Annotated in this window: 5 protein-coding genes; 4 read left to right on the plus strand and 1 reads right to left on the minus strand. The window is 74.1% G+C overall.

Annotation, left to right across the window (positions count from 1 at the left end):
* The coding region (locus ACFT55_RS19025; protein WP_380245414.1) for a DNA glycosylase AlkZ-like family protein at positions 1–1,174 on the minus strand (1,174 nt) is incomplete at its 3' end.
* 118 nt (positions 1,175–1,292) lie between these two features.
* Here ACFT55_RS19025 and ACFT55_RS19030 point away from each other — a divergent pair.
* From ACFT55_RS19030 to ACFT55_RS19045, 4 genes are all read left to right on the plus strand, one after another.
* Positions 1,293–2,027 (plus strand): response regulator transcription factor, encoded by a 735-nt coding sequence (locus ACFT55_RS19030; protein ID WP_380245415.1) that lies wholly within the window; start codon positions 1,293–1,295, stop codon positions 2,025–2,027.
* Positions 2,024–3,655 (plus strand): sensor histidine kinase, encoded by a 1,632-nt coding sequence (locus ACFT55_RS19035; protein ID WP_380245416.1) that lies wholly within the window; start codon positions 2,024–2,026, stop codon positions 3,653–3,655. The genes ACFT55_RS19030 and ACFT55_RS19035 overlap by 4 nt, the downstream gene beginning before the upstream one ends.
* Before the next feature lie 101 nt (positions 3,656–3,756).
* Positions 3,757–4,470, plus strand: coding sequence for a hypothetical protein (locus tag ACFT55_RS19040; protein WP_380245417.1), 714 nt, complete (start codon positions 3,757–3,759; stop codon positions 4,468–4,470).
* A gap of 106 nt (positions 4,471–4,576) precedes the next feature.
* Positions 4,577–4,867: a WXG100 family type VII secretion target gene (locus ACFT55_RS19045; RefSeq protein ID WP_380245418.1), complete on the plus strand. Its 291-nt coding sequence runs from the start codon at positions 4,577–4,579 to the stop codon at positions 4,865–4,867.
* The last annotated feature ends 100 nt before the right edge of the window (positions 4,868–4,967 follow it).

The raw sequence follows: 4,967 nt of genomic DNA on the forward strand, positions 1-4,967 counted from the left end.
GGGCCGCGCGCAGACGCGCGCCCTCGGCGGCGACGGCAGCCTCGCCGTCGGCCCCGACGTCCTCGAGCAGACGCCACACCACGTCGCCGTCGGGCCGCACGGCCCAGGCCCCGACGACCCGGCCCTGCCACCACACGGTGGCGCCCGCGTTGCCGGCACTGTCGAAGAGCCGCGGCCGGTGCGGGCCGAGGTACCAGTCCCGGGCCGTCCAGCCCATCGTGGTCGGGTCGAGCGTGGGCAGCAGCGCGGCGTGCCCGGCCACGACGTCGTCCAGCGCCGGGTCGAGGTCCGCGTCCAGGTCGGTCGACCGCAGCATCACGCCGTCGGCGACGACGGCGTCCGCCCCGGGGGCGCCGACCTCCACCTGCACCTCGCGCACGTCGAGCGCGCCGACGGCGCGACGCGCCTGCCCCAGGTTCCAGCCGGTCCACCACCGCAGGTCGGCCACGGTGGCGGGTCCGAACGCCTCCAGCCACGCCCGCGCGAGCTGCACGCGCGCGGCGTCCTCGTCCAGCACGGGGACACCGTCCGGGAACCAGTCGCTCATCGGCGACCACACGTGCCGAGGCGACGTCCAGGCTCCTCGCGGCTCCCCGCGCACGACGGTGCCCTCGGCCGACAGCACCGACAGCAGCTGCGAGGTCATGGTGCGGCGCACGTCCCACGACTTGTCCGTGGTGGGCAGGAACGCGGTGCGCAGCAGCGGCGCCGCCCTGGAGAGCTGGGCACCGTCGAGCGGCCCCTGAGCGAGGGCGGCGTGCACCTGCGCCTCTGCCGCCGCGAGCAGCCCCACCGGGTCGTCGACGTCCGGGTCGGTGGGCAGCGTCGCGAGCTCCTTGAGCAGCCGCGTCCGCAGCCTCCGCGCCACGGCGGCGGCCGCCGCGGCATGGACCACCGGCACGACGTCCCGCGGCACGACGAACATCGTGCGGCGCATGCCGAGCACCTTGACCAGGCTGCGCCGCACGAACAGCGCCTCCCGGACGTCGTCGAGGCCCAGCCCCGGCACCCTGGCCAGCACGGCGAGGTGGACGCTGGGCGCCTCGGTCGCGTGCAGCGCGACCAGGCGGCGCGTCACGTCCTCCGGCGTCCGCGCCGCTCCCGGCCCGTCTCCCCCGAGCGCGAGCTGCCGCACCACCAGGCGCCGCCGCCGCTGCTCTCCCGTGATCCGCACCCTCCCATCGTCGGGTGCGCCACCCACACGACGGCCCGCGCGAAGGACGCGATGCCCGTCCGAGCCCGTCCGAGGCCGTTCCCAGGCAACGCTCAGACCTCGGTCGCACACTGACATCATGAGCGCACCCGAGGCACGCCTCGTCGTCGTGGACGACGAGCCCAACATCCGTGAGCTGCTGTCCACCTCCCTGCGGTTCGCAGGGTTCGAGGTGCACGCCGCAGGCGACGGCAACGGGGCGCTGCAGCTCGTCCGTGACGTCGAGCCCGACCTGGTCGTGCTCGACGTGATGCTGCCCGACATGGACGGCTTCACCGTGACCCGCCGTATGCGCTCCACGGGCCGGCACACCCCCGTGCTGTTCCTCACCGCCCGCGACGACACGCAGGACAAGGTGCAGGGGCTCACCGTGGGCGGCGACGACTACGTGACCAAGCCGTTCAGCCTGGAGGAGGTCGTGGCGCGCATCCGCGCGGTGCTGCGCCGCACCCACGCGGGCGAGCCCGAGGACGACGCGGTCCTGCGCGTGGGCGACCTCGAGCTCGACGAGGACTCGCACGAGGTGCGTCGTGCCGGCCTCGAGGTGGAGCTCTCCCCCACCGAGTTCAAGCTCCTGCGGTATCTCATGCTCAACGCGGGCCGGGTGCTGTCCAAGGCGCAGATCCTCGACCACGTGTGGCAGTACGACTGGGGCGGCGACGCCAACATCGTCGAGTCCTACATCTCCTACCTGCGCCGCAAGATCGACAACCTTACCGTCGCAGGGCCCGACGGCGGTGACGTCACGCTGCCCCCGCTCATCCACACGAAGCGCGGCGTCGGCTACCTGCTCCGGGCGCCGCAGGCGCGATGACGTCGCCCGCGCCCGGCGCCCCGAGGGCGACGACGGCCCAGACTCCCGCCGTCGCGACCGGTCCGGCCGGTACGACGGCGGACGGCCGGGCGCTGCCCGCGGACCCCCGCACCGCCCCGGTCGCCACCACCGGCTCGGGTGACGCCGGGACGCAGCGGTGGGGCTGGACGGAGCGGCTGCCCCTCCGCACCCGTCTCGTCACCATCACGGTGCTCGTGCTCGCTGCAGGGCTGATCCTCGCGGCGGTCGTGACGCGCACCGTCGTCTCGGGCTACCTGATCGACCAGGTGGACCAGCAGCTGCGCCAGTCCGCCCAGGGCGTCGCGAGCCTCACCCTGCGGCAGTCGGAGTCGCCCACCTCCGGGCCTCCCACCGACTATGTCGTGATCTTCCGGGACGCGACGGGCGAGGTCAGCAGCGACCCCATCGGCTGGTCCCCGAACATCGAGCGCTACGGCACTCCGAAGATCCCCGTCGAGACCTACGCGGAGGTCCAGGCCCGGCACGGAGAGCCCTTCACGGTCGAGGGATCGGGGGGCACGACCCCCACCCAGTGGCGAGTAGCGCCCCTCGTGTCCGGTCAGGGAGCGACGCAGGTGATCGCCTACGTCGCATACCCGCTCGCCAACGTCCAGCAGACGGTCTCCTACCTCACGCGCTCCCTGCTGTTCTCAGCCCTGGGCATGGTGGTGCTCGGCGGCGCGATCTCGTTCCTGCTGGTGCACCGTTCGTTGCGGCCGCTGCGGGAGATCGAGACGACGGCGGCGGAGATCGCCGCGGGCGACCTGTCCCAGCGCGTGCCCGAGCGCCCGACGTCGACGGAGGTCGGCTCGCTGTCCGCGTCGCTGAACACGATGCTGGCGCAGATCGAGCGGGCGTTCTCCGCCCAGGAGGAGTCGGAGCGCCGCATGCGCCGCTTCGTCTCCGACGCGAGCCACGAGCTGCGCACGCCGCTGGCCACGGTCAAGGGCTACGGGGAGCTCTACCGCCTGGGCGCCCTGGACACGCCCGCGAAGGTCGACGACACCATGGACCGCATCGAGGACTCGGCGCGGCGCATGAGCACGCTCGTCAACGACCTCCTCGTCCTGGCCCGCCTCGACGAGGGCCGACCGATGCGCAGCGAGCCGGTGCACCTGGTCACGATGGCCCGCGACGCCGCCCAGGACCTGCACGCCCTGGACCCGACGCGCGCGGTCACCGTGACGGGCCTGGCGCCCGGCGCCGCCCCGCCGTCGGACCTGGTCGTCACCGGCGACGCCGACCGCCTGCGCCAGGTGCTCACCAATCTCGTGGGGAACGTGGCACGGCACACACCGGCCGGCTCCCCCGCCGAGCTGGCCGTCGGCCGCGCACCCGACGGCTCCGCCGTCCTGGAGGTGCGCGACCACGGCGCCGGCATCACGCCCGAGCAGGCCAGCCGGGTGTTCGAGCGCTTCTACCGGGCCGACTCGTCGCGCAACCGCGAGTCCGGCGGGTCCGGTCTGGGGATGGCGATCGTCGCGGCGATCGTCGGCGCGCACCACGGGCACGTGTCCGTGCAGGAGACCCCGGGCGGCGGCATGACGGTGCGAGTTCTGCTCCCGCCGGCGGGCGGCTACGATGGCGCGTCGTCCTCGTCCGCCTGACCGGCGCGAACGGGCCGCGTGCGATGTCGGCGCGCAGTCGTAGTCTGGCGGAGGACGACAGTCCGAGTCCGGCGACCGAAGGTCTGATTGCGATGGGCGTCATGAGCGCCGACGCGCCCCAGTGGTTCCTCTCCGCGTTCGTCCGCACCTGTCACGGTGCGGGTGCCACGGCCGACGAGGCGGCGATCCGTTCCGTCGGGGAGGACCTCCTCGACCGGTGGTCCGGTACCGACCGGCACTTCCACAACCTGCGGCACCTGGCCGACGTCCTGCACCGCGTGGACGAGCTGTCCCAGGAGACGCACGAGCCCGACCTGGTCCGGCTGGCGGCCTGGTACCACGGCGCCGTCTTCGACGCGACGCGCAAGGTCGCGCAGGCGACCCAGGGCGGCGAGCAGACCACGGTGAGCGCGAACCTCGCGCGCACCCAGCTGTCCGAGCTGGGGCTGCCGGCCGCGGCCGTGGAGCGCACCGCGCGTCTCGTCGACTCGATCGACCGGCACAAGCCGCTGCCCGACGACGTCGACTCGGCCGTGCTGAACGACGCCGACCTGGCGATGCTGGCGGCGGAGCCGCAGCGCTACAAGGAGTACATGGCCAACGTCCGGGCGGAGTACTCGCACATCCCGCTCCCGGACTACCTCGACGCCCGCATCCGCGTGCTGCAGAAGCTGCTGCAGCGGCAGTCCCTCTACCGCAGCCCGATGGGGGCGGCGTGGGAGGAGTCCGCGCGGCAGAACCTCGACGGCGAGCTGCACCGGCTCCTCAAGGAGCGGCGCCTGCTGCCCGAGCAGGCGGAGTCGTCCGCCTCCTGACGCACCCTCGTCCACAGCCTGTGGACGGCGCGTCCGGCCGCCCTTCCGCGCTCCGTAGCGTCGTCCCCGGCATCCCCGGACGGGGTACGGCGACGAAGGAGGACACGTGCGGTACGAGGTCGACAGCGAGCGGGTCGCGCAGGCGGGCGCGGCGGTGAACGGGTCCGTGACGGCGATCCGTTCCGAGGTCGGAGCGATGATGCGGCACCTGCAGGACCTGCAGGCGAGCTGGCACGGCGGCGCCGCGACGCAGTTCGCGGGCGTGATGGGCCAGTGGCAGGCCACCCAGACCCAGGTCGAGGCGGCGCTCGACGCCGTGACGGCAGCACTGTCGTCGGCGTCGCGCACCTACGCCGACGCCGAGGCCCAGGCCACGCGGCTCTTCGCCACCCGCTGACCCGCCACGGGAACGACGACGGCGGCCGGGCCCCCCGCGCGGGGGGGCCGGCCGCCGGCGGGCGGCCGCGCGTGGGCGCCGGCGCAGGCCGGCTGGGGCA

The organism is Isoptericola sp. NPDC057191, from assembly GCF_042670225.1.
Taxonomy (GTDB): domain Bacteria; phylum Actinomycetota; class Actinomycetes; order Actinomycetales; family Cellulomonadaceae; genus Isoptericola.